This is a genomic window from Nostoc sp. DedQUE07 (assembly GCF_034530975.2).
In the GTDB taxonomy this organism is placed as follows: Bacteria; Cyanobacteriota; Cyanobacteriia; order Cyanobacteriales; family Nostocaceae; genus Nostoc.
The window spans coordinates 115,865-140,134 of sequence record NZ_JAVRCC020000002.1 but is presented as its reverse complement, the minus strand read 5'-3'; the positions used below and the strand labels follow the sequence as shown (position 1 = coordinate 140,134).

Sequence of the window (24,270 nt, the reverse complement as noted above, 5' to 3'; positions counted from 1 at the left end):
AGGTAGATTTCTTCTATCCTATCTATCAAGCAGACTCTCTAATTTAAATTAAAAAACCCGATTTTTTCGAAAAAATCGGGTTTTTTATTGTGCCTATTAGCCGGATTTTTTAATAAAATTTATAAAATTCTATTCTTGGCGATCGCTATAAACAATTATTGATATGAAGTGGTTGATTAGAGAACCCAATTTTTTATATGACTCCCCACTGATCGCCAGAGCCTGTTAACCTCTTACTGGAACTTAAAATTTAGGAAATTATGCAGAAAGCATCTACCGATCGTCAGGCTGCTGCAAAAGACATTAAACTACTAGTTTTGGATATAGATGGCACGATCGCTGGACACTCTAACACTATCAGCGAACCTGTAAAGCAAGCAATCTTTGCAGCGCAAGCACGAGGAATTCAAGTAGCGATCGCCACAGGTCGAATGTATCGTTCAGCCTTGCGCTTTCACCAAGATATCGGCTCTACCCTACCATTAATGGCCTATCAAGGAGCCTGGATTCAAGACCCGATCGCTCAAAAAATTCATCGCCATTGGGTTGTTTCCAGAGAAATCGCCCACCAGTTACTCGACTATTTTGAAAAGCCTGAGTTGCGATCGCTTCTATCTGTTCACTTTTACATCAACGATCAACTATACGTCCGTGAGTTAACCAGAGAAACCAAAATTTATGCAGAACGTTCTGGTATTACTGCGATTCCTGTGGGTGATTTGCGTCAAGCCTTAACGAATGAACCGACAAAAATTCTTGCTTTATCTGATGATACTGACGTAATCGATAAGTTATTAGGAAATTTGCGCCGCCAATACACACCCGCTGAACTTTATATGACAACATCTGTTGCTACCTTTTTTGAAGCAACTAACGCTTCTGTAAATAAGGGAACTGCTGTACGTTACCTAGCCGAAGAATTGCTGGGATTACAGTTAGCCAACGTTATGGCGATTGGCGATAACTTCAATGATGTGGAAATGCTGGAGTATGCCGGACTTGGTGTAGCTATGGGCAACGCACCAGCAGGAGTGCAAGCGATCGCTAATTGGGTAGCTCCTAGCGTAGAGGAACATGGGGCAGCAGTAGCAATTGAAAAGTTTTTGCTGTAGTGAGAGCATTTTTTCAAATCTAACCCATACAAATCAGAAAGGACACCGACGACTGGCCGTGTTTCGTCTCGGTGCCCCTGCTGGTTCGCTCCTCACACACCTGCTAATGTATCCGAGGTGGTGCATTGAGTCAATAGCTATATAAAAAGTTTTTATTTTTACCTAAGCGACATTACCGATTTATAACTCCAAAGGCGCAAAAACCCCCAGATTTTCCTCTAGAACAAATTTTAATACTGACTGAGTAGCCATGAGCAATGCGAGTCTAGCTTGGGCTAGCTCTGGTGAAGTAATTTTCACCTCACCCCAAATCCGGCAATTAGACCAAAACTTTTCAAAAGCTTGGCTCAAATTCAGCGCTAGTTTTTCCCATTTCACAGAATCGCTAACATCACGGCACTCTATGTTGTCTACCACTTGTATTAATTCGCCAATTAAACGACGCTCATCTGGGTGATTGAGTTGTAGTGTTCCGTCGCAATTAAGCCAAGGTAGAGGGTTAGGAAAAGTAACATCCCAAAAAGCTGGACTAGTATTTGGAATCGGTTCTCTAAGTTTAATCAACCCCTCTCGATGAGCCAGCAGCACTAACGAACAGCAGCGTGCATGAGCGTATTCAACAGCAAACAATGAATTGGGCACTGGGCATTGGGGAGCCACTGCGGTCTTGGGGTCTCCCCAAGTGGAGCAAGTGGCGTCATTGGGCATTGGGCATTGGGCATGAGTTATTATCCTTGTTCCTTCATCTCTGTCAATGTTTTTCTTCTCTATGAGACGCTGCGCGTAGCTTGCTTCCCTGTAAGGGTACAATTTTGAATTTTGAATTTTGAATTTTGAATTGATTTCTCCCTGCTCCCCTGCTCCCCAACAACTCCCAACTACGAGACTTTGTAACCAAGTCGCTAAGGCTGAGTGAGTTAATTCAAAATTTATCCAACCAGGGGGAACTATTTGGATGCTAAAAACGTCCTCACAAATCCCTGATAAATCTGAAGCGATCGCACTGGCAAGCTCCATCGCTTTTCGATTCTGAGATTTTGATAGTCGCAGAGACACACTTGAGGTATAGAAAACTCTATTGTCATCTCTACCTTTATATAGAGGAATTTTTTCGTCTTTTATGCATTCACTTTCTGTTTTATAAGTATCAATGCTTATCGATTTTATTAGATAACTATATAATAGCTGTTTGATTGACGTATATTTGCTAACTGGTAATTTATAATGCACGTAATAATATTTAAATAGTCATGTAAGATATATTTGTTATATTTCTGCCATCTATCTTGCGGTATAAATTTAATTTAGATGAAGAAAAATGAGAAGAGGATAAAATTTGATGAATAATCGATGAATAGTAAGTAAACTTTACTACCACCATTGTACAGTAGGAAGTATAACAAAAGAGTAGAGAGTAATTTGCTTTCTATTCTTTGGATTGGCTGGCGCTGTTAGGCGTTAAGCCTGCCTCGTCAACACAAAGACACTCCTTGCACCCTTTTATTTACGTCTTTGTCTTCAGCCGAACGCTCTTTGTTACCTATGCAATCTCCATCCTCCTTTTCTGAGGCATCACGGCCTTTTTTGACTTGGCAACGCATTCTTGACTGGGCTCAAGAACACTATCGCTGCCGCACCTTTAGCAAAGATGAGCGCATTCCAGCCCGGCCTGGATTGCTGTATTTGGTGCAAAGGGGTGCGATCCGCATGGTAGGAACCGCCCAAGTTAGTGCGACTGCTAGTCAGCTAACGTCTCGACGAATCAACAGAACTCCAGAAGAAGCGTTCTTGGGTTTTGTGGGAGCGGGACAGCCATTTGAAATTGTTGCTCAGTCACCATTCACACTCCAGGCTTACGCCCATGTCGATCAAACTGCGGTGCTGTGGATGTACTGGCATGATTTAGACAATTGGCCTCACTTCCGTCGCGAAGTTATGGATGCCTTTAGGTATCAGCACCAGCGTAAGCTGCTGTGGCTGAGTGCCTTGGGACAACGCCGCACAATTGACCGACTCTTAGGATTTCTCACATTGTTAATTGAGGAATATGGAGAGCCAGCAATGAGTGACACCGATCCTGATGTGATTCGCGGTTATTGTCTGCCCTTTCCCCTCACTCATGCCCAAATTGGGAGCGCGATTGGTTCGACTCGTGTCACCGTCACCCGCTTGATGGGTAAGCTACGTCAACGTGGTTTAATCTTGACTCAAGGGGATAATCTCATTTGCTTGCCAGCAGAGTCGATTAATAGAGCTGGTTAAGGTACAGTTCAGAGCGGCGATTTCCGCCACTCTGTCTTGAGTGCAATTCGCTCTTGTCAGCGAATTTTGACAAATCCCGCTTGGGTAATCAGTTGCTGTCCCTGCTCAGTCAGCAGTAAGTTGGCGTAAGCGACACCTGCTTGCTGCTCAGTCTGACCATTCTGTTTGACCACCACAAACAGATTGCGGGTAATCGGGTATTTTCCTGATTGAAATGCCTCAATGTTCAACTTGTTCCGTTTACCAGGACATTCAGACGGGAGGACAGAAGGTTCTTGGTATGGAGCAATGTATTGTCCTTGTGTGCGCCCCAACGGCAAGGCTTTGATTGAGCATTGAGGAATCACCTCTGGGGCAGAAGCGTAGTAGATGCTACCAGGACTATCAGCCAATTTTTGCAAGGCTTGGGTGGTTGTGGAGATAAATTCTACATTGGAGCTGAAAGCTTGACCACCCAAGATGTCTTGGGCAAAAAGTTCGACAGTACCGCCATCAGCAATGCGGCGGGAATAGGGCTTGATTGGGATATTGGGGCCGCCCACCTGGCTCCAATTATTGGTTTTGCCTGTGTAAATTGACTTTAACTGTTCTACTGTTAGTCCTGGAATATTCAGGTTGGAGTTAACTGCAACCGCTAAACCATCAATTGCCACAGGAATTTGTTTCAAACTGAACCCACGCTGCTGGGCACGGCTTAATTCCGGATCTAGAACTGGTCGGGAGGACTGAGCAAAGGCTAGTTGACCGTCTATCAAGGACTGAATGCCAGTACCAGAACCAGGCGATGCATTGCTGGGTTCTACATAGCGCAGCCGTAACTCTGGCCGCGCGGCTTGAATTGCCGGATCGACTACTAGTCGAATCGGTGCCCAAGATGTACTACCTCCGTAATTGAATAATCCTGTAGGAACATCCTTTACTGAAGTGAAAGTATTGCCACTAGGTTGTTCCGATCCGGTTTGGGGCGTTTTGGTGCTACCAGAATTAATTGTATTTAGATCGACACCAGATTTTCTAGTAAACCACCAAAAACCGCCAGCTATTAGCCCGACGGTGATTAGGATGGATAATACAAGAATAGTTGTTTCATTTTTTTGGGACATCGTATAATTACCCGCGCATCCATTCAATATAAGTGCTTGACTTGACAAGTGCTTGCTACTTGAGATTGTATTTGGAGGACGGGTGTTTTACTAAAAATGCAGATAAATCCTCACTTCTGACTACTTTATAAATCAAGGTATAATAAATTTCCCCTGGATTATTCGTCTTTTTCTCAAGGCTTAAATGTTGGTGAGGATAAGTTGTTAGTTAATACTAAGATTTTTCCCCATAAAGCTTAATTTCTCATCTTGAGGGTTTTTCCAGGTTAACTATTGGTTAATTTTTAATTTTTAATTGCTGATTAACGCACTGGTTCAAAATCATAACCAGTGCGAGAGCGAGAACCAGGAACAATTTTTACAAGTTGCACTGAGGCATTGCGATCGCCTGATGCTAAAAACCGAATTGTACCAGAAGCACCAGTGGCAGAAAAGTCAGAGGATAAGAGCGCTTGTTGGACTCCAGAACGTGTAGGATTGCGTTTTAATGCCTCAATCAGAGCTACAGTGGCATCATAGCTAAGGGCACTTCGCCAACTTACGTCACCGCCCCATAACTGCCGGGATTTTTGAGGAAAATTTGATTTGGGAGCGCCATCAATATGCCAAGGAACTGCCAATACCATCCCCACAGCTTGTTCTCTGCCAATTTCTAAAGTTTTAGCGGTGTAAACATCATCTCCCGCCAGCAGAGTTAACTTTTTTTGGTTAATCTGAATTACTTGCAGCGCTTTATCCAGAGTTTCAGTGTTAGCAGCTAACATCAAGACTTCTGCACCTTGCTTAGTTGCTTGTTCTAGACTTTTAACCGCACTAAAACCCACCTGAGACAAATCAAATTCGCTGGATACTTGTCCACCCTCTAGGGAAACAGATGAGACAAACTCGGACTTTAAAGACTGGCTATAGTTACTCTGAGAATTAAAGAAAACCACTGCATTTTTTTTCTGCAAAGTTCTCACCATGTAGTTGGCTAAAGTTCTAGCAGCCATAAAATCACTAGGAACCGTGCGAAAAACGTAGCGACTAAAGTTAGAAATTTTTACAGATGTACTGGTAGGGGAAATTGCTACAAGTTGTCCTGAAGTATAAATAGTACCTGCGGCTAAGGTAGAATCGCTAGTATTCGGCCCAACTACACCTAATACTTCTGAATTACTGACTAGGTTAGAAGCGATTTGCTTGGCTATTTCTGGATTGTCATCGTCGTTAGCTATCCCTACCCTTAACGGTACTCTCTTGACTCCTCCAGAGGTATTAATTTCATTTTGGGCTTGGGCGATGCCACGCAAAATTTCTAAAGCAGCATTAGGGTCAGTGCCAAATGGTACAGAAGCCATAATAGTGTAGCTCTTGGAAGAACCAATTCGGGCATTGTTCAGAAAAATTAGTGTTTCTGGATCGTTACGGTTGAGTTTTAGGGCATCTGTGAAATTAGCGATCGCTTTATCATAACTTTTAGCTGTGATCGCCTGTATTCCTTCTTTTTTCACTGGAGAAATGTCACCCGGAGTAAAAGATTTTTCCCCAAAACTAATGCGCTCTTGCAAGGATGAATTGTTGCCTGGTTGTTGATTTTGAATGTTGGTATTACCAATTTTGACCCCATTGTTAGTAAACCACCAAAAACCACCGCCAACTATGCCAACTGTCAGCAGCAGAGTCAAAGCTAAAATTTTGGTTTCATTTTTTTGTGACATGAACAAATTTGAATAAAGAAAAAATATTTATTATTTAATTATTTGGTTTTGGCTAAATCTAAGCATTTCTATCATTTAATTCTAACAAATCCAGCTTTTTCGATCAGTTCTTGACCTTGAGGTGTCAGCAGCCAATTTGCATAAGCTTCGCCAGCTTGCTGATCTGTTTGACCATTCTGTTTAACGATTACAAATAAATTGCGAGTAATTGCGTAGTCACCACTACGAAATGCTTGACTATTCAACTGGTTACGTTTAGTGGGACATTCAGATGGAGATACAACAGGTTGTTGGTAAGGAGGCACAAATTGACCGCTAATTCGCCCTAACGGTAGGGACTTAATCGTACATTGAGGTACAATCTCTGGGGCAGAAGCATAATAAATTGCGCCAGGATTTGCCGCTACTTTTCGTACTGCTTCTGTGGTAGTGCCAACATAACTAACATTTGCACCAAAATTCTCTTTATTTAAAACATTTTCGATAAAGAATTCCACTGTACCTCCAGCTTCTTTGCTGCGAGAGTAGACTTTAATTGGTAAATTTGGCCCGCCTACTTGTTGCCAATTAGTACTTTTTCCAGTGTAGATGTCTTTAAGTTGGGCGACAGTTAAACCAAGGATATTAAGATTTTGGTTAACTGCGATCGCAATACCATCAATCGCCACTGGAATTTCTTTCAAACTAAATTCTTTTTGTTTGGCTTCGGCATTTTCTTCAGCTTTAACTGAGCGAGAAGATTGAGAAAAAGCTAGTTGATTATCTATCAACATCCTAATACCAGTTCCAGATCCTGCTTGACCTGAAGCAGGTTGAGTATAGCGTAAAGTAAATTGAGGACAAAGGCTTTCTAGTACGGAGTCTACGTCTTTACGGATGGGTGCCCAGCTTGTACTACCACCATAGTTGAATATCCCTTCTGGGAGGTTTGGGACGTTACATCTGTTGTTGGCAAACTGGTTTATGGGATTACCTGTGTTACCATTCCCGGAAGTTTTAGGAACAGTTCCAGTTAATTGCGCCCACCGTTCCATAAGAAACCATAGACCACCAAAGATTAAACCAATAGTGATGATAACGGCTAAAAAAAGACTAAGCGTTTCGTTTTTCTGAGACATTTATGTAGCTGTTAGCACCAGAAGTTTTTTAAAGTAAGAGAGATAATAATTTATAAATAAGTCGAAATACGGCTGTAAATGAAATAGCTACTAAGCCTGCTCCAACTGCTAAAATCACCACTGACGGCACGTCAAGACCTCCCCGTAAAAAGGGGACAAAAAAAATAATTGCAAAAGTAATTGTGGGAATAATTAATAAATCGAACTTTTCAATCCACCGCCTGGTTTGGGCAAAAATTAGTATACCTAAAATCAGGGCAGAAGTAGTCAAAGTAACTATTGGTGATTTTACTAGACTGAAGAGAGCGATCGCGATCAATGCACCCTGAAATCCACTAAATGCCGCCCCGCCCAATAATTCCAATGTAGAAAATGTTGGTTGAGTTGGCGGACGGCGGGGAACGACGGGATTAGAACCTTTTGACGGTTGTGGCGGAAGTGTTACAGAGGGCGAATTAATTTGTGTAGGGGCTTGAACCACCTGTGAGTTAAGTGCATCTATAACCTCCTGGGCTGACTGGAAACGCTGATTAGCAGCAGGTAGCAGCATTTTGTCTAATATGTCAGCAAGGCGAGGGTTAACAGTCACTTGCGATCGCCATTTCCACTGGTTGCTATAGGCATCAAATAGTTTAACTGCTTCCTGATTTGTCAACAAGGTAATAAGAGTTACAGCTAATGCGTATAAATCTGTAGATGGGAATACTTGACCCCCAGCCATCTGCTCAGGCGGTGCAAATCCCATCGAATAAATTCCTGTGGAAGAAGCGGCAGAACCCAGTGCAACATTTGTTACTTGCTTAACTGCGCCAAAATCTAGTAAAAAAAGTCTACCATCGCGACGGCGCATGATGTTAGAGGGTTTAATATCTCTGTGGATAATGCCTCTATGATGGACAAACTTTAGTACCTTCAGAATTTCTTGCAGCACCTCCAACACTTGCTGTTCAGAAAATTTGCCTTGTTGAACTAATTCTTCCTCTAAGTTTTGCCCATCAATGTATTCTTGCACCAAGTAAAAAAATTGGTCTTGCTGTCCTGGTTGCAAACTATTAACTATCACTGGAAAGAAGGCAAATAAATCAGGAATTTGCTCGTGATCGTTACCAAGTTGTGCTAAAACTTCTGCCTCTCTCTCAAACATCAACTGTGCTTGTTGCAGTTGATTTAAAGTTAAATTTCCCGATGGTTGAAACTGTTTAACCACGCATTGACGCATTCCTGGTATTCGGCGATCGCGTGCCAAAAATGCTGCTCCAAACCCGCCTCTTCCCAGCAGTTTAGTTGGCACGTATCGACCATCTAGCATCAATGGCATACCACAGGTAGTGCAATACTTTTGCTGGGTTGTTTTCAGTGTCGTAACATCATCTAAATCGGCAAAATAGTTTTGTGGGCGTGGACAACGCAAACGAGTGCAGTAAACTTCCATTTTCGTGATTAGTCATTAGTCATTAGTCATTGGTCATTGGTCATTGGTCATTGGTCATTGGTCATTGGTCATTGGTCATTGGTGAGCCAGCGACGGGTACATAGAGAGTTTTCCCATGAGCTACTGGCTGTCTTCGCAGCGCTAGCGAGGCACGAGCGTCACCCGAAAGGTCATTCGTATTTACAAAGAACAAAGGACAAAGGACAAATGACAAAGGACTAATTACTAGATTTTAGTCTTCACCTAATGAGGTGGGTGTTGCTACCTCCAATGTAGTTAACACTAGACTTTTTTGTGTTAATTTTAACACATCTTGATTCCATCCTGGGTTAGCAAACTGGGGTAAAATTTCTTGACTAAAGGCTTCTGCGGCCTTGGATCTATAGCGATTGGGATTACAAATCAGCCACAGCGTCCGTTTGACGACAACGCCTTCAATGGGAGTACGATGCAAAACGCCCATTTGTAACTCTTTAGCGATCGCACTAGTTGAAACAAAGGCAGCCCCTAGACCAGATTGCACAGCATTTTTAATCGCTTCAATGGAATTTAATTCCATTTCAACTTTAAAACGTCTGGTATCGATTTCACAGCGTGCTAGCACTTGGTCAATTACTTTGCGGATAGTTGATTGGGAATCTAAAGCAATAAATTGTAATTTATATAGGTCTTCTTTCTGGATTTTTTCAAGTTTGGTAAAAGGATGAAAGACAGGTAAAATTAGCGCTAGTTCATCCTCAGCGTAAGGAATCACTTCTAAAGATTCTGACAGTTCACCAGGAATTTCACCACCGATAATTGCCAGATCGACTTGTCCGTTAGCGACACTCCAAGCAGTTCGCCTAGTTGAGTGGACGTGTAATTGCACTGCCACATCTGGATATTTTTGTCGAAACATACCGATCATTCTGGGCAAAAGATAAGTGCCAGTGGTTTGAGAAGCACCGACAATTAAAGTACCACCTTGGAGATTTTGTAAATCCTCGATCGCGCGGCAGGTTTCCTGACAGAGACTGAGGATTTTTTCACCGTAATTTAAGAGTAGATGCCCAGCTTCGGTTAATTGGGCACGTCGTCCTCCACGATCGAATAAGGGGACATCGAGTTGCCGTTCGAGATTTTGGACTTGTAAACTAACGGCAGGCTGGGAGACGTAAAGACTATCAGCGGCACGCTTGAAGCTTCCTTCTTGGGCGATCGCTTTCAGGATACGTAACTGATCTAAAGTGAAAGGAAGGTCAGACATAAGGCTCAACCCACAAACTTTTAAAGGAGCAGATGCACGTAATAAATCCGGTTTGGCAGCAATCAGTTGGACACGATTTGTTGCATATTAAACTTGAAGGATTGACTCGAAAAAGACAGTAGCACAACATCTTGACTAAAGTCCCCTTTTGAATACTTTGTGGTATTGGTTGTACTGAATTCAGTTTTCTTTAAATTACTTCACCTGTGTATATGCTGCTGATTTCTTGGTTGACACCCAGTCATTTTGTCATACTGGGGTTACAAATAGTTTTTGCGATCGCTCACAGTGGAGGCGCTGCTTTACGCCCTTGGGCAGAAAAATATATTGGCCCAAGGTTTTATCGCATTCTCTTTGCATTAGTCAGCCTACCGTTGGCTGTGATATTAATTATTTACTTTTTTGGGCACCGTTATGATGGTTTGCAAATTTGGCAGGTACAAGCGGTGCCAGGAGTGCGAGAATTTGTTTGGCTGCTATCAGCAATCTCGTTTTTGTTTTTATATCCTGCTACCTTCAATCTACTAGAAATTGCTGCTATTCAAAAGCCCCAAGTTCATCTCTACGAAACAGGAATTATTCGGATTACCCGTCATCCCCAGATGGTAGGACAAATAATTTGGTGTGTTGCCCACACTCTCTGGCTGGGTACTACTTTTACGCTTGTGACTTCCATTGGATTGATATTGCATCACTTGTTTGGGGTTTGGCACGGGGATCGCCGCCTGAGCGATCGTTATGGAGAAGCTTTTGAAATTGCCAAACAGCGGACTTCAATTATTCCATTTAAAGCAATTATCGACGGGCGTCAATCTCTCAAATGGCAGGAATTTCTCCGCCCTGCATATTTGGGAGTTGCCATTTTTATAGCTTTGCTTTGGTGGTCACACCCTCTGTTATTGGAAGCAACGAGTAGTATAGGATGGTAACTTTAGACGATCCCCAGTGTCAGCATAAAATCAGAAAGAGATGGAAATTTCACCTGATAAAGCTGATCAATTGCTCCAAATCAATGTAGGATAAATTCAAATATCTAACAGTGGGGGTGCGTTCAGTCAGCTTGAGATTTTATTATTGGTAGTCGTTGGTCAGTTGCCTTTCTTTGAAAGAAAGTGGCAGATTCAATCAAATCCCCAGGCGGTCACGGCAATCAGGAGTTTAACATCCAAAAAAGCCAACGCGACTTCTAAGGTCGCTTTTCTGTCAGAGACACATTAACGCGCTCAATTTTTGCCAATGATTCTGTGTCCTGAAATTTCTGTACTGAAAGCATCGATCGGCAGTTAGTGACTTGCCAATCCTCCACTGAAGCAGTGCTGAGTCCTGAGTTCTGAGTAAAAGCAAGCAACTTAGTATTCATTGCTTGGCAAGTAATCCCAATCCCCGCTTTACTCTAAAAAAAAAGAAACGAGTTCCTCATTCAATCCCCTAACTTTTTGTTATGGACTTCTACTCAGCAAGCAGAACTCGGAACTCAGCATTACTCAATTCAGTACTGATAGCTAGTTTGATATAAAAACCTTATAATCCAAGAGGCGTCATGGTGTTGTCGGTTAGTGAGCGGACATTTACTCAAGAAGTTTTAGAATCTCCTATTCCTGTTTTAGTTAACTTTGAAGCACCTTGGTGTGGCTTGTGTCGAGTTATCCACCCGCTGTTGTTGCAATTTCAGTCCCAGTGCGGCGATGAAATTAAATTAGTTGGGGTTAACGCCGATCAAAATTTTAAATTGTCTACTACCTATAGGCTAAAATCACTACCCACTTTACTATTGATTGAAAATGGCACTATTCGCCATCGCTTGGAATGCTTTCGCGGCAAAGAAGATTTACGTCTAGCTTTAGAAGAGATTAAAGCCAGCTACAGCAATTACCCCAAAATCTACAAAAGTTCAAAAACAGTGGACTTAGAATGCCGATCGGCCTGATGGATATTGGGTATGGGGCATAGGGCATAGGGCATAGGGCATAGGGCATAGGGCTAATGACCAATGACTAATGACTAATGACTAATGACCAATGACCAATGACCAAATCTAAAACCATGCTTAATACCCCACCCAATCAGTCTTGGGTGGGTTATTTTATCCTAAAGGGTGTAGTCACAATTATTAACAGTTTCGACACGCTAATCAAGAATTTTAAAAGTAGGCGTCAGTGATGGAAGTAATCTATCAGTATGCCTGGCTGATTCCGGTGTTCCCTCTTCTTGGGGCAATGCTGGTCGGTCTAGGGTTAATCTCGTTGAATCAGGTGACAAACCGCCTCCGCCAGCTTAATGCTGTGGTGATTATCTCCATGATGGCAGCAGCTATGGGGATGTCGTTTGCCTTGCTATGGAGTCAAATTCAAGGACATGCGTCTTATATTCGCACCTTTGAGTGGGCGGCAGCAGGTAATTTCCACCTGAGCATGGGCTACACTATTGACCACCTGACAGCCCTAATGCTGGTGATTGTCACAACGGTAGCCTGCTTGGTCATGGTTTACACCGATGGCTACATGGCTCACGATCCCGGTTACGTGAGGTTTTACGCCTATCTCAGTTTGTTTGGCTCTTCAATGTTAGGTCTGGTGGTCAGCCCCAACCTAGTACAGATTTATATATTCTGGGAACTGGTCGGGATGTGTTCCTACTTGCTGGTCGGTTTTTGGTACGATCGCAAGTCAGCAGCCGATGCCGCTCAAAAAGCGTTTGTAACCAACCGCGTGGGCGACTTTGGTCTATTACTCGGCATTTTGGGGCTGTTCTGGGCAACAGGAAGCTTTGATTTTAATATCATGGGCGATCGCCTCGCCCAACTTGTCGAATCAGGTTCTATCAGCAATTTTCTCGCTGTCCTGTTTGCGATTTTAGTTTTCTTAGGCCCAGTTGCAAAATCAGCCCAATTTCCCCTCCACGTCTGGCTACCAGATGCGATGGAAGGCCCCACCCCCATTTCTGCCTTAATTCACGCGGCAACAATGGTGGCGGCTGGTGTTTTCCTGATTGCCCGGATGTACCCAGTATTTGAAGACGTTCCAGCCGCAATGAATGTCATTGCCTTTACTGGGGCGTTTACGGCGTTTTTGGGAGCAACCATTGCCATTACCCAAAACGACATCAAAAAGGGCTTGGCTTATTCCACCATTTCCCAACTTGGTTACATGGTAATGGCAATGGGAATAGGTTCCTACAGTGCTGGACTATTCCACCTGATGACCCACGCCTATTTCAAGGCGATGCTGTTCTTGGGTTCAGGTTCAGTAATTCACGGTATGGAAGGTGTCGTTGGACACGACCCCGCCTTAGCGCAAGATATGCGCTTGATGGGTGGACTGCGGAAGTATATGCCTGTCACAGCAACTACTTTCTTAATTGGTTGCTTGGCAATTTCTGGTATTCCACCCTTTGCTGGTTTCTGGTCAAAAGATGAAATTTTAGGGAAGGCTTTTGAGGCTAACCCACTCCTCTGGTTTATCGGCTGGCTAACTGCCGGGATTACAGCTTTCTATATGTTTAGAATGTATTTCTCGACATTTGAAGGCAAATTCCGGGGTACTGACGAGAAAATCAAGGAAAAACTCAAGAAAGCTGCGGCGACAATTGTCCTGGAATTAGAGTCAGAAGAACCAGTCCCAAATTTTGGGCCTGGGGCGATGAAGAAAGGAGAATTGGCGGCAACTAGTCAGCATCATGATTCCCATGACTCCCACGGGCATCACAGCGACTCCCCCCACGAATCGCCGTGGACAATGACGCTGCCGTTGGCACTGTTGGCTGTGCCTTCGATTTTGATTGGTTTGGTGGGAACTCCCTACGCCAATTATTTTGAAGAGTTTATCTTTCCTCCTAGCGAAACCCTCACTGAAGTTATAGAAAAGGCTTCTGAGTTCAATCCGACGGAATTCTACATCATGGCGGGTGCCTCAGTCGGAATTTCTTTGATTGCGATTACCCTGGCTTCGCTGATGTATTTGAGCCGTAAAATTGATCCGGCTGCGATCGCTGCTAAAATCCAACCACTTTACGAGTTATCGCTCAACAAGTGGTATTTTGATGACATTTACCATCGGGTTTTTGTTCTCGGCTTGCGTCGCGTAGCTAGACAAGTTATGGAAGTTGACTTCCGCGTTGTAGATGGTGCTGTTAACCTCACAGGCTTTTTCACCCTTGTCAGTGGTGAAGGTCTGAAGTACCTAGAAAACGGTCGCGCTCAATTCTATGCCTTGATTGTGTTTGGGGCGGTTTTGGGCTTAGTGATTGTTTTTGGTGTCACCTGATTTTCATAGGGGTGGACATTCATCCACCCCTACATTATTTTTTATCTCACGCAGAGGCCCGGAGTCGCAGAGAAGAATTGAGAGTTGAGTCTGAAAAGATGACAAGATTTTTTAATACAAGCTATATAACCCACATTCCGTTTTTTGAAGCAAATGAATGATAGTAATATCATTGAAAACGGTGACGTATATATAAAAATCTCCAATCCTAACCTTATAGTCTTGCCTATTCCCGAAAAGAATACAAACACCTTTGTGCAGTTTGGTATTTGTATTACTAACAAAAGTTTACAGGATTTTCACCTAAATTTATATGAAGTATTTACACCAGTTCTCGTGACATCGCACGGTCAGGAAATACAAAGGCAATTAATAACCGATCTTTCGCTTCCAAGTATTCAACCAAACATATCTATTTTCCGAAGATGGAAGAATATAGTAGCTGAATTAAGAAATAACTTAACTAGCCAAGTTCAGCATAGTAGTCCTGGAGAAATTTCTTATTTATTAGTCCCTCCTAGAGATTCAAAATCATTTTCGCTAACTGGAAATCTTTATTGGCAAAATAACTTGCTTATTTTTCAGATTTCTGCTGTCCCAGAAGTCTTCCAAAGTCCTAATCTACCTAGCAAATTTTGGTCTTTTACTTCACTTCAGCCCGCAAGATATAAGCTTCGATTCATATATAAAAGTGAGCATCAAACTACAGATGGCTTGAAGTTAGCTAAGAGTCAAGAAGAAATAAAATTAGGGCAATTAGCAACACAGGTTGTAAATTTTCATTTAGTTCAACATAATGAACCTGATTGTAGTACTTTAGTTGTCGATGGTATCGGCTTTGAAACTATAGTCCCGGAATTGGTTTTGCTCGCACCAAAAAAAACTTGCTGTATAAGCTTCTACACATATTTAAATCTCCATTAATAATAGGACGGCAACATCCACAACATCCTTATCCTTATGTGTTCATCAAAATTGGTCTTCGGATTGTTAATAATAAGTCAATTCCACTTCGCTTTAACTTCGGCGACATCTTGATTCCAGAGCTTGTAGAAGCGGATAGACAAATTTTGTGGAATGGCGACTGCATTAGACCTGAAGGCACATTAGACTCTGATTTTCCCTTAGCCATGCCAGGAGAATCTCTCACTTTCTTTCAAGACATTACTATTTTTGGGCTGAAAGATAACCAGTTTGGACTTAGTATATTTGCTCCAAATGGCTTCCACTGGATTTCTGAACCTCTTAGGCTAGGGACATATTATGTTCGATTTACGTACATAAACACAATGGAAGTTGTAACAAGATATAGCTCCATCAATACAGATACTAAGTCAGAAGAAAGTTTCTGGATAGGTCAGGTATCAACTCCTTTTGTAGAGATTCGCTTGGTTTCGTCTTCTTGAAGAAACCTTAAATTAATTTAAAGGAAGGTGTAAACCGGATTTCTGCCATAAATTTAGGCTTCGATATCGTCCCAAAGCTTAGAAACTGGGAAAGTTTGTCCTACTGCTGCTTGTCGCACAGACTCTTGCAAATCGGCTAATATTTGTGCTTTTGGCTCTTGTTCATCAATCCAAGCTAAACCACTGACGTTATCAGAATTTATGGAACTTATAAGCTGTTGCCAAAGTTCTATAGGGACGAATACATCTGTTGTTTCTCCATCTACGTTAGTGACATAACAAATTTGACTTTTAATTTGTGCCATTATCATTATGGTTATTTCCTCTTTGATGCATTTTTGCACCAAATCGCTTTTTTCAAGAACCACGCATACAGCATCGTGTATTTTTAGCGATGGGTTGGGCTACGCGTAGACGCAAAACGGCTTGTCGTAGACATCGCACTCTTAAACTATAATTTAACCAACTTTTTTAGTGTAAATTTGTGACTTGACTGGGAGTATCACAACGCACATCCCGCACCCGCAAATGTCAAAAAAGACTCCCAAGAGTAAAAATCGGGGATTGCTAATTTAATTAAATCAACCTAACGAGGAAGACGAAATCCTGAAAAAGCTGTTACTTAATAACTAGTGACTTTTTGCCAAACATGATTTTGATAGCAGACGAATTGTGATGAATACAGCTAATTTTCCGTGGCTGACGACGATTATTCTGTTGCCGATAGCCGCTTCACTACTGATTCCCATCATCCCGGATAAAGAAGGCAAAACAGTGCGCTGGTACTCCCTCATCGTAGGGCTGATAGATTTTGCACTAATTGTTTATGCTTTTTATACTGGGTATGATTTCTCCAATCCAGATTTGCAGTTGGTCGAGAGTTACGCCTGGGTACCCCAACTAGATTTGAATTGGTCAGTAGGGGCAGATGGCTTATCCATGCCCCTAATTATTTTGACTGGATTCATTACCACGCTGGCGATTTTAGCAGCTTGGCCTGTCACCTTCAAGCCGAAGCTATTTTACTTCTTGATGTTGGCGATGTATGGCGGTCAGATTGCCGTGTTCGCTGTCCAGGATATGCTGTTATTTTTCCTGGTGTGGGAACTGGAACTAGTACCGATATACTTTCTGCTGTCGATTTGGGGAGGCAAAAGGCGGCAATATGCAGCGACCAAATTTATTTTATACACCGCCGGCGGTTCGCTGTTTATTTTGCTGTCTGCCCTGACAATGGGATTTTACGGCGATACGGTGACATTTGATATGCGATCGCTCGCCTTAAAAGACTTCGCCCTCAATTTCCAACTTGCCGTCTATGCTGGCTTCCTGATTGCCTACGCCGTCAAGTTGCCGATTATTCCCTTGCACACTTGGCTACCTGATGCCCACGGTGAAGCAACAGCGCCCGTACACATGTTATTGGCAGGTATTCTTTTAAAAATGGGCGGCTACGCCTTAATTCGGATGAATGCCCAAATGCTCCCCGATGCCCACGCTTATTTTGCACCAGTGTTCGTGGTTTTGGGGGTAGTTAATATCATCTACGCTGCTTTAACATCCTTTGCCCAGCGCAACCTGAAGCGAAAAATTGCTTACTCCTCAATTTCCCACATGGGCTTTGTGATGATTGGTATCGCCTCCTTCACCGATTTGGGATTGAGTGGGGCAGTATTGCAAATGGTTTCTCACGGGTTAATTGGGGCGAGTTTGTTCTTCCTGGTTGGCGCAACTTACGATCGCACACACACCCTGATGTTGGATGAAATGGGCGGTGTTGCGAAGAGAATGCCGAAGATTTTCGCCATGTTCACCACCTGTTCAATGGCTTCTTTGGCACTGCCAGGGATGAGCGGTTTCGTGGCAGAATTAATGGTATTTGTGGGCTTTGCTACTAGCGATGCTTATAGCTCTACCTTCAAAGTTATCGTGGTATTCTTGATGGCAGTGGGAGTGATTTTAACTCCGATTTATCTGCTGTCGATGTTACGAGAAATTTTCTACGGTAAAGAGAACGAGGAATTAGTTTCTCACCAAGCTTTGATAGATGCCGAACCCCGCGAAGTTTTTATCATTGCTTGTTTGTTAATTCCAATTATTGGTATTGGTTTCTATCCAAAATTGCTGACTCAGATGTATGACGCTACAACTGTACAACTGACGGCAAGATTGCGTGATTCCGTGCCGACATTAGCACAGCAAAAAGACGATGCACTAAAGGTTTCTTTGAGTGCGCCTCAAATTGGTAATTAAGTTGCGATCGCTAGTTTAGTTTAAATATTGATTACTTTGAGGGCGGGTTTTGTACCTGCCCTTTTTGTTATTCATTTAAAATTTTCAATTCTTTTCAATTCTGTAAAGTATAGCAGGAGGCAGGGGGCAGGAGGCAGGAGGTAAAACTATTGCTAGCTCTAGCATTCACCCTTTCCAAATGTCCTAACTTATGTGACTACGGTTATAAAAAATAACCCATCAAACTGCGTTTAAAAAATTTTGTATTGGTAAATAATGAAATGTATTTTTTACAACTATCATAAAAATAGATTTTAAGCTGATTGATTTGTTTGCAACCAGTCAAGCAAATCTTCTATATCAGTAAAATCTAACAAAGCTTCGCCAAGGTTTTCTAACTGATTTAAAGAAAGAGATTGGATGCGCTCTTGCAATTCTGGTGATAGTTCTCCTACTCGTCTTTGTAGTAACCTGAAAATAAGTCGTTGTTCGCCTTCTTGTTTTCCGCGCTCGTAGCCGATGCGCTCACCTGTAGTTACATATCTCATAGTCCGCTCCTGCTCAAATTGTTTAAACTCTTCCCAAAACTGATTTTCCAATGCCTTTGGTAATATCATAACCCAATCGATAAATCGATACAGATTACGAATATCCTGCTCTCCTAACCCCAAATCATATAGTCTGCGAATTAAGCTGAATTTCCATATTTTGCGTTGTTCGGGTGATGAGCGTGTCTGCTGCGTTTTCAAATGCGCCATGACGACAGTTGCAAATGGATTATCGCTATTTTCTAACTCGTGAAAGCGATTTTCATAATCTAAAAGTTTAATACTGCCAAATTCAAAAATTAAGCTAGTATTGGGATAATTGTAGCTGTAATTGCTTGGTCGCCATTCGCGGTTTGGATCGCAAAGAATAGCAAGGCTTATTGCTGGGCGATCGAAGCGGTCAAATATGCGAAAGTTGTAGGTAAACATCCGCTTGGCAAAGTTATCTTCTTTTTGTCCCTGAATTTCCACATGGATTAATAACCATAGTTCTTCCCCTTGGGTTTGCCAAACTTTGACTAATTGATCGGCATATCTCTTACCCTGTTCAGCTTCACGAGCTATTTGTTGAAATTCTTTATCTAAAAATTCGTAGGGACGTTCCCAATCAATTAATGCAGAAGTTTCTGGAAAAAAGAAATGCATTGCTTGGGGAAAATAAGCTTCTATAATTTCTTTCCAAGGGCTATCAAAATCAGCGCGTAGGGGTAGCCCGTCGTAGACATCGCTCATATTAGTCATATCATTTTTCAAATTATGGATAGACTAGGAGTACTTGCAGTTGCTAGTTTAGAACTGTGCTTAATCGGAATCTCAACCCAAAATTCTGCTCCCTGTCCAGGTTCGGAAATACACCAAATAGCTCCGTTGTGTTTTTCTGTGACTATCTGAGCGCTAATTGCTAATCCTAATCCGGTGCCTTTACCTGCGGCTTTTGTAGTAAAGAAAGGGTCAAATAATCGTTGCTTAACTGCTTCGGTCATACCAGGGCCATTATCTGCAATTTTTACAGCTATCCGATCTAAGTTGCGTAACTGAGTACGAATTACAATTTGGCTGGGTTTAGTTTCTATATCCTCCAGAGTTCGCTTACTGTTATAACTATCCAGGGCATCAATGGCATTACCAATCAGATTCATAAATACCTGATTTAATTGTCCGGCATAGCATTCTACTAAGGGAATATCACCATATTCCTTGACTATTTCAATTCCGGCATTTCCAGACGTTTGTTTGAAGCGATTTTGTAAAATCAGTAGTGTGCTATCAATACCTTCGTGAATGTTGACAGGCTTCATATCTGCTTCGTCAAGTCGAGAAAAATTCCGCAAGGATAGAACTATTTCACGAATGCGATTAGCTCCCATTTTCATTGAAATTAATATTTTAGGTAGATCCTCAACCATAAAGTCAAGGTCGATCGCTTCTATATGAGCTTGTACTTCAGGTGTTGAATGAGCATTAGACTGTTGATAAAGTTCTACCAATTCCAATAAGCCCAGTGTATATTCACTTACATGGGTCAAATTACCGTAGATAAAGTTAAGAGGGTTATTGATTTCATGAGCGACACCCGCCACTAATTGACCTAAACTCGACATTTTTTCGGTCTGAATCAGTTGAGCTTGAGTCTGTTTGAGATTGTGTAGTACTTGGTTGAGTTGTTCTGCCTGAATAGTAGCAGCAGCAGTAGCAGCGCGGCTTTGATTATACAATTGGGCTTGGTCAATGGCGATCGCTAACTGGTCAGCCACGCCTCGAATAATTTCCACCTCATCATCACTCCAGGGGCGAAGCTCTCTACTATGTTCGCAGACAATCACACCCAAGTGACCCGACTGAGTTTGAACTGAAACTGTTAGTAGAGACTTAAAGCCCAATGTCACCAGTAAATTCCGACTCTTGAAATCAAGCCATGAATCTGTCGCAATGTCATCAAAGCAAAGCAAATTCCCTTGCATAACAGCTTCACTTAGGGCTTCCACATTCTGGATAGGAGAACAGCCTAAAGGTTCTGTTAAATCGGGAGCGCAAGCTTGCTGACTCAGTTCCAAGCTAGTAGATTCATCTTCTTGATGACACCAAAAAAATTGGCATCGATCGATTTGGAGCAGTTCCCGAACTTCAACTACTACTGTACTCAAAATTGTATTTAGATCCAGCGAGTTGCGAATTTGACTAGATAGACGAGTTTTAAGAATTTTCTCCCGTTCAACTAGCTTTCGCAATTCAACTTCAGATTGCCTTAACTCTAGCTGGACAATATTACGATTGACACTAGCTCTTGCTAGTAGCCAAGAACCAATGCCAATTAATCCTACTAACCCAGCATATAGTAGTAGCAATTGATTCAAAAATCGGTTTGATTTGGTTGTCAACGTCTCTGGCGATACCCGCGAGACAATTTTCCAGTGATAGGATTTAGGATCGATTTGATTTTGGCTTGGCGCAAAAGCCTGTCCTGCTCCCGTACTAGATTTTTGTCCTTCGACAAGTGGGTAAACTGTGGTAAAAGTGAACATTCCCTCAGCAGTTTGGAATTGTCCCGATTCTTGTTGAGAAATCTGCTGCCATGCTTGGGGAAAAGCTCTGCCAAAAGTGCAGTTTTTGCAATCGGGAAACATAAATCCCCATTCATCTTCAGGCTTCGCTCCTTTTAACCAGTAGCCATCAGCATTCAGTAGCATTCCCTGGCTGGAGGCGCTAGCGAAAGCTCGATCAAAATTGTCCAGCAGTTTTGCGCCGAAATAATTTAACACCACAATGCCTCGTTTCTGCCCACGGCGATCGAAAACTGGAGTACCAAAGCGGATCATTGGCTTCAAGGGTTGTTCAACCTGACCTCGTTCGATGTTGAGGTCAAGGGGAGAGACAAATACTTGTCCTTGATTCAGCCGCAAAGTGTCATTAAACCAGTAACGTTTGGCTTGAACTTGCAATTTTTCTTCGGGGACAATCGCTGGTTCACCCTGGTTAAAGTTGACTCTGACAATTTCTTTACCCGATCGATCCAAAAAGCGAATTTGGTCGTAGAGTTTTTTATATCCAGAAAATAATAAGAATTCTTGAGAAAGTGCCTGTCGTTGCCCATCCACTCCGTCTAAAATTCTTTCTAGCTCGTTTTGTTTAGAGATAACCATCAAATCTGAAACAACCGAGTGAAAGTCTCCACTGATTACTTTAGTTTGTAAATCTACCTTACGGAGTTCATTTGTTTTGAGCAGAACTTGCTCGATTTGTACCTGTTGATAATAGATAGTCCCAATAACAACCCCAACTAACGCTGATAATGGCAAAAAAACCGTTAGGAAGTTTTTGATTAAAACTCGTGAATGGATCTGTGGTGACATATTTGATACTTAGGTACAACTCAAAAATTGGGCTGAAAATTAGCTAATTTCCAACTACGCCACGTTTTCTGAGTCAAGGTTGAGAGAAGACTTTTTCTCCTGGTAGATATAGGTAATCAGCCCAGCTACCAAATTCACCATGAAATTGCATACTCTGCGACTTCTGGAATGTTCTAATTGAACAAAGTTCCGCCCTTTTTTGCTATTGTCAGTTAGACACTCTGAGAATCAGTACCGAAAAACCACGAGTTTGATGTAAAGATTTTACACTTATAAGTATTTTGCTACTGAGAAAAGCAACATCAGGTGATGTCTACGCTAAAAATGGTTTTTCATTCTTGTGCTGCGATCGCGCATTACACATCAATAGATTACGTACAATCTACCTAGAATCAGATTTGGCAAAACGGCTCATGTTAAACTACAATCCACTCCATTGTTTGCCATCTTCCGAAGAATTACCCGACTCAGATGATACTGCTGTGGATAATGAACTCCAAAATTTAATTCCCGGCTTGCTGAAAACGATCCTGGCTTTAGTTTGGTGCGATCGCTGGGATTGGTTTTTTGGTGTTGATATGGGTATTTATTATCACCCAGATAAACCAGCCATTGTCCCTGATGGGTTTCTCAGCTTAGGAGTTAAACGCTTCGTTGATGAGGATTTACGCCTAAGTTATGTGCTGTGGGAAGAAAAGCAACTGCCAATTTTAGCGCTAGAAGTTGTTTCTCAAATATATCGAGAAGAATATAGCATCAAGAAAGAATTTTATGCCAAAGATTTAGGAATTTTGTACTATGTTGTGTATAGTCCCCTGCGGCGGAAAAAGTCGCCTTTGGAAGTGTATCGCTTAGTCGATGGGGAATATATCTTAATGTCAGGAAATCCCGTTTGGCTACCAGAAATTGGTTTAGGAATTGGGCGAGAACGAGGAATTTATCAAGGTATAGTGCGGGAATGGCTGTACTGGTATGACAAAGAAGGGCAAAGATTGCTGACACCAGAAGAACGCATTCGGGAAGCGGAAGAACGTACAGCTTTTGAAGAACAGCGACGAGTGGAAGCAGAACAACAAGTGAAAATGTTAATTGAAAGATTGAATGCGCTAGGTGTCGATCCAGAAACTTTGTTATAGATTCACCAGATTTTGTAATTTTCGCTGCCTTAATGTTAATTAGCTTCTTGGCTAGGGAATTATATATATAAAGCAACTAATAGCTTGACGGTACAAATCGTCATAACTGATTGCTCAATAAATATATTTACCAAAACCTTCATCAAAAATATGGAAGTTAAATTAGGATTTGGAGCAGTCCCAAAACCTCAATATGTCTTTGTCAGCAAAGAATCGGATCACTGCTGGTATATGCTATCCGATGATACAAAACAAATCCCAATTTATGAGAGAGCCTTGACTGGGGTGATAACAGGGATAGAAGTTAATAAAAAAGTCGAAACTTCACATGGAGAAGCAGAAAAAACTGATTTGCATATTCTGGCAGACAAACCTTATGTTATTCGCTCAGGAAGTGAATCTTACTTTTCTAAAAGTTTGTTGCTTTCACTTGATGCCTTGACTTCTGAACAATTGCATCATCCATTGACGATCGCAGTTAGTCCTGGAGAGAGAACAATTGTATTTTGTGCAATTTATAATCCAGTCACTTATCGTTCTATAGGTGTTAGCTGGAATGGACACAGGGAAATTGACTGGCAAGCTTTAGGACAAAAAGTAAGTTTAAAAATTAATTGTATTCAAAATTTACATCAAGATGAAATCCAAATATCTGCTAATACAATGTCATCAGAAATTCATGCAGTTTTGATAGCTCAAAGTGACACATATTTAGCCCAGTTAAATTGGACTCCAGAGCAGGGAAGGGAATATTTACAGCAAAAATATGGTAAACGATCGCGTTTACAACTCACTGATACAGAAATTCTGGATTTCATTGATTATCTGAAGCTACAACTAACCCAAAACTGTCCAACTTAGGTGCTGTTATGTGAACTTAGGATAATTCCGATCGCCCTGTTGCTACACTGAGATGCTAGGCTGGGATAATTGCGATCGCAGAATTAGAGTTAAATAAAAGTACCCGATATTAAAATACTTGCATGAACTCAAGGGTTGATTTGTTGACTCGCATTACTCAAACTCCTGGTCAGTGTGGTGGTCGTCCTTGTATTCGAGGCATGAGGATTCGTGTGAGTGATATTTTAGAAATGCTGGCTGAGAATGTCAGTGTTTCTGACATTTTAGAGGATTTTCCCGATCTTGATCTCGAAGATATCCAAGCCTGTCTATTGCTTTAATTTTCATCGCCAATCATCTCTACAAGATTGCGAATAATATTCTAGTGTCTGGCTGAGTGCGATCGCTCTGCCACAAGTTTCTAAAAAAGCCTGACAACGCAGGCTTTTTTCATATAGTGTGAGGTTTACAGGGCTTATTATTTCATACATAGCGATCGCCACTACCTACACAGTTACAAATA

22 protein-coding genes are annotated in these 24,270 nt (G+C 41.9%); 11 read left to right on the top strand and 11 right to left on the bottom strand.

The window, feature by feature from the left end; translation table 11 throughout:
• Nucleotides 1–260 precede the first annotated feature (260 nt).
• Nucleotides 261–1,112, top strand: a complete 852-nt coding sequence (locus RMZ95_RS01850; protein WP_322685307.1) for a Cof-type HAD-IIB family hydrolase — start codon at nucleotides 261–263, stop codon at nucleotides 1,110–1,112.
• 180 nt (nucleotides 1,113–1,292) lie between these two features.
• Here RMZ95_RS01850 and RMZ95_RS01845 read toward each other — a convergent pair whose 3' ends face one another.
• Nucleotides 1,293–2,129 (bottom strand): DALR anticodon-binding domain-containing protein, encoded by an 837-nt coding sequence (locus RMZ95_RS01845; protein ID WP_409882130.1) that lies wholly within the window; start codon nucleotides 2,127–2,129, stop codon nucleotides 1,293–1,295.
• Between the two features lie 525 nt (nucleotides 2,130–2,654).
• Between RMZ95_RS01845 and RMZ95_RS01840 the strand changes: the two genes are divergently transcribed.
• Nucleotides 2,655–3,374 carry a Crp/Fnr family transcriptional regulator gene (locus tag RMZ95_RS01840; protein ID WP_012412419.1) on the top strand — a complete coding sequence of 240 codons (720 nt, stop codon included), beginning with the start codon at nucleotides 2,655–2,657 and terminating at the stop codon, nucleotides 3,372–3,374.
• 56 nt (nucleotides 3,375–3,430) lie between these two features.
• On the opposite strand, the gene RMZ95_RS01835 is transcribed toward RMZ95_RS01840, so the two are convergent.
• The 5 genes from RMZ95_RS01835 to RMZ95_RS01815 form a co-directional block, all read right to left on the bottom strand.
• On the bottom strand, nucleotides 3,431–4,477 hold the full coding sequence (locus RMZ95_RS01835) for a PstS family phosphate ABC transporter substrate-binding protein (protein WP_322685309.1): 1,047 nt from the start codon (nucleotides 4,475–4,477) through the stop codon (nucleotides 3,431–3,433).
• Nucleotides 4,478–4,779: 302 nt separating this feature from the next.
• A complete protein-coding gene (locus RMZ95_RS01830) occupies nucleotides 4,780–6,177 on the bottom strand; it encodes an ABC transporter substrate-binding protein (protein ID WP_322685310.1) in 1,398 nt (465 codons plus the stop codon).
• A 71-nt stretch (nucleotides 6,178–6,248) separates the two neighbouring features.
• A complete protein-coding gene (locus RMZ95_RS01825) occupies nucleotides 6,249–7,295 on the bottom strand; it encodes a PstS family phosphate ABC transporter substrate-binding protein (RefSeq protein ID WP_322685311.1) in 1,047 nt (348 codons plus the stop codon).
• Between the two features lie 28 nt (nucleotides 7,296–7,323).
• Entirely contained in the window at nucleotides 7,324–8,727 is a 1,404-nt protein-coding gene (locus RMZ95_RS01820) for a serine/threonine-protein kinase (RefSeq protein ID WP_322685312.1), read from the bottom strand.
• Between the two features lie 232 nt (nucleotides 8,728–8,959).
• Complete coding sequence (locus RMZ95_RS01815; protein ID WP_322670717.1) at nucleotides 8,960–9,973, bottom strand: LysR family transcriptional regulator; 1,014 nt, start codon at nucleotides 9,971–9,973, stop codon at nucleotides 8,960–8,962.
• Nucleotides 9,974–10,185: 212 nt separating this feature from the next.
• On the opposite strand from RMZ95_RS01815, the gene RMZ95_RS01810 reads away from it, so the two are divergent.
• The gene (locus RMZ95_RS01810) at nucleotides 10,186–10,902 is read left to right on the top strand and encodes an NnrU family protein (protein ID WP_322685313.1); all 717 of its coding nucleotides are present in this window, start codon (nucleotides 10,186–10,188) and stop codon (nucleotides 10,900–10,902) included.
• 257 nt (nucleotides 10,903–11,159) lie between these two features.
• Here the strand turns inward: RMZ95_RS01810 and RMZ95_RS01805 are convergent, their stop codons facing one another.
• Nucleotides 11,160–11,333, bottom strand: a complete 174-nt coding sequence (locus RMZ95_RS01805) for a hypothetical protein (RefSeq protein ID WP_322685314.1) — start codon at nucleotides 11,331–11,333, stop codon at nucleotides 11,160–11,162.
• A 180-nt stretch (nucleotides 11,334–11,513) separates the two neighbouring features.
• Between RMZ95_RS01805 and RMZ95_RS01800 the strand changes: the two genes are divergently transcribed.
• The 4 genes from RMZ95_RS01800 (at nucleotide 11,514) to RMZ95_RS01785 (ending at nucleotide 15,641) form a co-directional block, all read left to right on the top strand.
• Entirely contained in the window at nucleotides 11,514–11,900 is a 387-nt protein-coding gene (locus tag RMZ95_RS01800; RefSeq protein WP_322670715.1) for a thioredoxin family protein, read from the top strand.
• A gap of 232 nt (nucleotides 11,901–12,132) precedes the next feature.
• Nucleotides 12,133–14,235, top strand: a complete 2,103-nt coding sequence (locus RMZ95_RS01795) for an NAD(P)H-quinone oxidoreductase subunit 5 (protein WP_322685346.1) — start codon at nucleotides 12,133–12,135, stop codon at nucleotides 14,233–14,235.
• A gap of 153 nt (nucleotides 14,236–14,388) precedes the next feature.
• Complete coding sequence (locus RMZ95_RS01790) at nucleotides 14,389–15,159, top strand: hypothetical protein (RefSeq protein WP_322685315.1); 771 nt, start codon at nucleotides 14,389–14,391, stop codon at nucleotides 15,157–15,159.
• Between the two features lie 38 nt (nucleotides 15,160–15,197).
• The gene (locus tag RMZ95_RS01785; RefSeq protein ID WP_322685316.1) at nucleotides 15,198–15,641 is read left to right on the top strand and encodes a hypothetical protein; all 444 of its coding nucleotides are present in this window, start codon (nucleotides 15,198–15,200) and stop codon (nucleotides 15,639–15,641) included.
• Nucleotides 15,642–15,694: 53 nt separating this feature from the next.
• Here RMZ95_RS01785 and RMZ95_RS01780 read toward each other — a convergent pair whose 3' ends face one another.
• The gene (locus RMZ95_RS01780; protein WP_409882129.1) at nucleotides 15,695–15,952 is read right to left on the bottom strand and encodes a hypothetical protein; all 258 of its coding nucleotides are present in this window, start codon (nucleotides 15,950–15,952) and stop codon (nucleotides 15,695–15,697) included.
• A 364-nt stretch (nucleotides 15,953–16,316) separates the two neighbouring features.
• On the opposite strand from RMZ95_RS01780, the gene RMZ95_RS01775 reads away from it, so the two are divergent.
• Nucleotides 16,317–17,894: an NAD(P)H-quinone oxidoreductase subunit 4 gene (locus RMZ95_RS01775; protein ID WP_322685318.1), complete on the top strand. Its 1,578-nt coding sequence runs from the start codon at nucleotides 16,317–16,319 to the stop codon at nucleotides 17,892–17,894.
• Between the two features lie 293 nt (nucleotides 17,895–18,187).
• Here RMZ95_RS01775 and RMZ95_RS01770 read toward each other — a convergent pair whose 3' ends face one another.
• Both RMZ95_RS01770 and RMZ95_RS01765 read right to left on the bottom strand, forming a co-directional pair.
• On the bottom strand, nucleotides 18,188–19,162 hold the full coding sequence (locus RMZ95_RS01770) for a DUF4351 domain-containing protein (RefSeq protein ID WP_409882128.1): 975 nt from the start codon (nucleotides 19,160–19,162) through the stop codon (nucleotides 18,188–18,190).
• A gap of 8 nt (nucleotides 19,163–19,170) precedes the next feature.
• Entirely contained in the window at nucleotides 19,171–21,771 is a 2,601-nt protein-coding gene (locus RMZ95_RS01765; RefSeq protein WP_322685319.1) for an ATP-binding protein, read from the bottom strand.
• 413 nt (nucleotides 21,772–22,184) lie between these two features.
• Here RMZ95_RS01765 and RMZ95_RS01760 point away from each other — a divergent pair, with 413 nt between their 5' ends.
• From RMZ95_RS01760 to RMZ95_RS01750, 3 genes are all read left to right on the top strand, one after another.
• On the top strand, nucleotides 22,185–22,907 hold the full coding sequence (locus tag RMZ95_RS01760) for a Uma2 family endonuclease (RefSeq protein WP_322685348.1): 723 nt from the start codon (nucleotides 22,185–22,187) through the stop codon (nucleotides 22,905–22,907).
• Between the two features lie 150 nt (nucleotides 22,908–23,057).
• Nucleotides 23,058–23,768: a hypothetical protein gene (locus RMZ95_RS01755; protein ID WP_322685320.1), complete on the top strand. Its 711-nt coding sequence runs from the start codon at nucleotides 23,058–23,060 to the stop codon at nucleotides 23,766–23,768.
• A 122-nt stretch (nucleotides 23,769–23,890) separates the two neighbouring features.
• Nucleotides 23,891–24,088 carry a DUF433 domain-containing protein gene (locus tag RMZ95_RS01750; protein ID WP_322685321.1) on the top strand — a complete coding sequence of 66 codons (198 nt, stop codon included), beginning with the start codon at nucleotides 23,891–23,893 and terminating at the stop codon, nucleotides 24,086–24,088.
• 3 nt (nucleotides 24,089–24,091) lie between these two features.
• On the opposite strand, the gene RMZ95_RS01745 is transcribed toward RMZ95_RS01750, so the two are convergent.
• Nucleotides 24,092–24,238 carry a hypothetical protein gene (locus RMZ95_RS01745; RefSeq protein ID WP_322685322.1) on the bottom strand — a complete coding sequence of 49 codons (147 nt, stop codon included), beginning with the start codon at nucleotides 24,236–24,238 and terminating at the stop codon, nucleotides 24,092–24,094.
• Nucleotides 24,239–24,270 lie beyond the last annotated feature (32 nt).